A 4,119-nucleotide genomic window follows, 5' to 3' on the forward strand; every position below is an offset into this window, starting at 1 on the left:
CTAATAAATTTTAACAAGAGAAAATCATGATGTCTATATACATGAGCGATATTCATAAAAAGAATTATTTGAAAAAATGTAAGAGAAACAGGTAAAACCTTCTGTATTGACCTGTAAACGCCCTTCAAGTAAACTAAAGAGAGTTTGCAAATGAAAAGGTGATAATGTTGTTAATTTCAATTAAAACGTTACAAGATGATCGTTTTTTACGTCCGCTACAAAATATTGGCGGCTTATTTTTTGAAGATAGTACGATTGGATTTGAACAAGAGGAAGCAAATCTTATCGTTGATATACACATTGAGGATAATGTGAAAGCATCCGCTCGATTAACGGATGTTAGCACAGGAAATGTGTATGAAGAAACATTCTCGAAAGATTTATCTGCTTTCACAGATGAAAAAGAGCGTATGAAGCAAGTGAAGCACGTTGTTTCTTATGTATATCTTTCTGTTCTTCAGCAGTTAACTGGTATTGAACAAAGCTGGGGTATTTTAACGGGAGTACGTCCGACGAAACTTCTTCATAAAATGCTTCAAAATGGTATGTCAAAAGAAGAAGCGCATCAAGAGCTTCGTGAAAGTTATTTAATTCATGAAGAGAAAATTGAACTTCTTCAGCGCATTGTTGATTGCCAATTAGCAGTTGTTCCGGATTTATACCGTTTGAAAGAAGAAGTAAGTATTTATATCGGTATTCCGTTCTGCCCAACGAAATGTGCATATTGTACATTCCCGGCTTATGCGATTAATGGACGCCAAGGCTCTGTTGATTCGTTCTTAGGTGGTTTACATTATGAAGTTCGTGAAATTGGTAAGTTTTTAAAAGAAAAAGGTGTAAAAGTTACGACGATTTATTACGGCGGAGGTACACCTACAAGTATTACAGCAGAAGAGATGGATATGCTGTATGAAGAAATGTATGAAGCGTTCCCAGATGTGAAAAATGTGCGTGAAGTAACAGTTGAGGCAGGTCGCCCAGATACAATTACGCCAGCAAAGCTAGAAGTGTTAAATAAATGGAACATTGACCGTATTAGTATTAATCCGCAGTCATACCATCAAGAGACACTAAAAGCAATTGGACGTCATCATACTGTAGAAGAAACAATTGAGAAATACCATTTAGCTCGTGAAATGGGAATGAACAATATTAATATGGACTTAATTATTGGTCTTCCTGGTGAAGGGTTAGATATCTTCAAGCATACGTTAGATGAAACAGAAAAGTTAATGCCAGAATCATTAACAGTTCATACGTTATCATTTAAACGTGCTTCTGAAATGACGCAAAACAAACGTAAATATAAAGTAGCAGGTCGCGAAGAAATTACAGCGATGATGCACGAAGCAGAAGAGTGGACGCAAAAGCATAATTACGTACCATATTACCTATATCGTCAAAAGAATATTTTAGGTAACTTAGAGAACGTTGGTTATGCAATGCCGACGCAAGAAAGTATTTACAACATTGTCATTATGGAAGAAGTACAATCAATTATCGGACTTGGTTGTGGTGCATCAAGTAAATTTGTTCATCCGAAGACGGGAGCAATTACGCACTTCGCAAATCCGAAAGATCCAAAATCATATAACGATGGCTTTGTGAAATATACAGAAGATAAACTGAAAATTTTAGAAGAGCTATTTGCATAAGAAGAAAGAGGTTGTTCCGAGTTGGAACAACCTCTTTTTATCCTGCAGTAACGGGCGGTCCGATTATATCTTGTCAGTTTTTGTCGGTAAGTCGATATATTCGAAAAATCGCTGATATAATTCGAGTTGCGCTGATATATTTCAAGTTACGGTCGATATATCTGGAAAATCGCCGATATAATTTCATTTACCGTTTAGCGGTACCGTATGTAAAACTATGTCGATAATAATCAGAAAAATTAGTCAAATCATTAAAGGACAATGTCTACTTATGGACGAAATGATAGATTTATGAAAGAGAAAAGGGGGAAATTGTTGGCATGTACATGACGATAGGGAGAATTTTTGATTTATCAGTTGGTAAGTATCCGAATAAAGAGGCGTTAGTGGAACCTGAAAAGAATATTCGCTGGACGTATAAACAGTGGGATGAACAAATAAATAAAACGGCGCACGCTCTATTAGAAGAAGGGGTAAGAAAGGGAGATACTGTATCTGTTTACTTATATAACTGCCGTGAATTTGTAAACGTTTACTTAGCTTGTGCGAAAATTGGTGCAATCTTTAACCCAATTAATTTCCGCTTAAAGGCGAAAGAAGTATCTTATATTCTCCAGGACGCATCCTCGAAAGTCGTTGTCTTTGAAAAAGCAGTTGAGTCAACTGTTGCTATAATTGAAAGAGATTTTCCAAATACATCTTTTTGGTCTATAGAAAACGATAAACCTTCCTATGCAAGTTCCTACCATGAAAAAGTGAATGCAGCATCTTCTGAGAAAGTAAATATCGAAATTGATGAAATGGATTATTGTTCAATGCTTTATACGAGCGGTACGACAGGTCATCCGAAAGGCGTATTACATCGTCATCGTGAAATGACTGAGCATAGTATGATTTGTACGTATTTCCTTAAATATAATAGAGATAGTGTAGGGCTTGTTGTGGCGCCTTTATATCACTGTGGTGAATTAAATGCCGGAATCATACCACGCATTCAAGTTGGTGGAAAGAATGTTATTTTGCATCATTTTGATACAGAAACAGTATTACATACGATTCAAGAAGAAAAGATTACGACGTTCTTTGCAGCGCCGACGATGTGGAATATGTTGTTGCAAAAAGATTTAGCTCAGTATGATTTAACTTCGATGAAGATTGGTATATACGGCGGAGCAGCAATGGCACCGGCGTTAGTGAAGGAATGTAAAGAACGCCTTTATATTGATCTTGTTCAAATATACGGAATGACAGAAATGGGACCAGTTGTTGCGTTTCTCGTAGAGGAGGATCAAATTACGAAAGCTGGTTCAGCAGGCACGCCATGCTTTAGCCATGAAGTTCGTATTGTGAAACCGAACGAGGATGAACCGGCAGAACCAGAGGATGTATTACCTCCTTATGAAGTGGGAGAAATTATTTTGCGCGGCCCAACTATGATGGCTGGCTATCATAATCGTGAAGAAGCGAATAAAAAATCGATGTATAAAGGATGGTATCATTCTGGTGATCTAGGCTATTTTGATAAAGACGGTTATTTATTCGTTGCTGATCGCGTTGATGATATGGTAATTAGCGGTGGCGTAAATATTTATCCTCGTGAAATTGAAGATTTCCTTCATAGTCATCCTGGTATATTAGATGTGGCGGTACTTGGTGAGCCAGACGAATTATGGGGAGAGCGTGTTGTGGCAGTTATTGTGAAGAAAGATGAAACAATAACAGAAGCTGATTTAGAAACGTATTGCAAAGAAAGTGATGAACTAGCAGATTATAAACGTCCGCGTCATTATTTATTTGTAGATGAACTCCCTCGTAATGCGAGCGGGAAGTTGCAGAAGTTTGTACTGAGGGAGTCGTTGAAAGGTGCGAAAAAATAGAAAATGAAGGATGCCCCATATCTATGGGGTATCCTTCATTTTTCTATATTAAACAGAAGAAACAATATCTTTGTTAATTCTCATTTCTTCTTGGTGAAGGTTAATTAGCGCATTTGAAATAAGGTGGAAAAACAAAGTGGATGTAATACAAAAAGAAAAGGCACCCTAAGGTGCCTCTCTTCGACTTGAACCATTTCATTTCATACGAATCTATCCGTATTACCATTACCCCTTTGTTATGAGTGTAAACACATACTATAAAGCAGAATCGTCTATATACACTAGATTGTTAGTTCACAAAAGACAAGAGATTTGAGATCAATATTGAAGTGACGCCACATCCCCTATAATAATTGATATGTTACGCCTTTTAAAAGAATCTGCTTTATAGAACGTGCCCACAAGTTATATTTTACTACATGTAATATTCATTTAGTGTATTTTTGATGAATATGTATAATTACATAAACTGTATGAAAAAAAGAGAGTATACTCTGATATTGTGTGATAAAGATAAAGCCCGCCTACGGAATAGGGGGCTTTTCTTACTTTTTATAAATATTTATTCCAATTATATTATCAGATGA

Annotated in this window: 2 protein-coding genes; both read left to right on the plus strand. The window is 36.4% G+C overall.

The window, feature by feature from the left end:
• Positions 1 to 164 precede the first annotated feature (164 nt).
• A complete protein-coding gene (locus ACQGS6_RS23805) occupies positions 165 to 1,655 on the plus strand; it encodes a coproporphyrinogen III oxidase (RefSeq protein WP_001999181.1) in 1,491 nt (496 codons plus the stop codon).
• A 320-nt stretch (positions 1,656 to 1,975) separates the two neighbouring features.
• Complete coding sequence (locus ACQGS6_RS23810; RefSeq protein WP_025966923.1) at positions 1,976 to 3,532, plus strand: fatty acid--CoA ligase; 1,557 nt, start codon at positions 1,976 to 1,978, stop codon at positions 3,530 to 3,532.
• The last annotated feature ends 587 nt before the right edge of the window (positions 3,533 to 4,119 follow it).

Source organism: Bacillus sp. GMs2/2 (assembly GCF_050172095.1).
GTDB lineage: Bacteria > Bacillota > Bacilli > Bacillales > Bacillaceae_G > Bacillus_A > Bacillus_A cereus.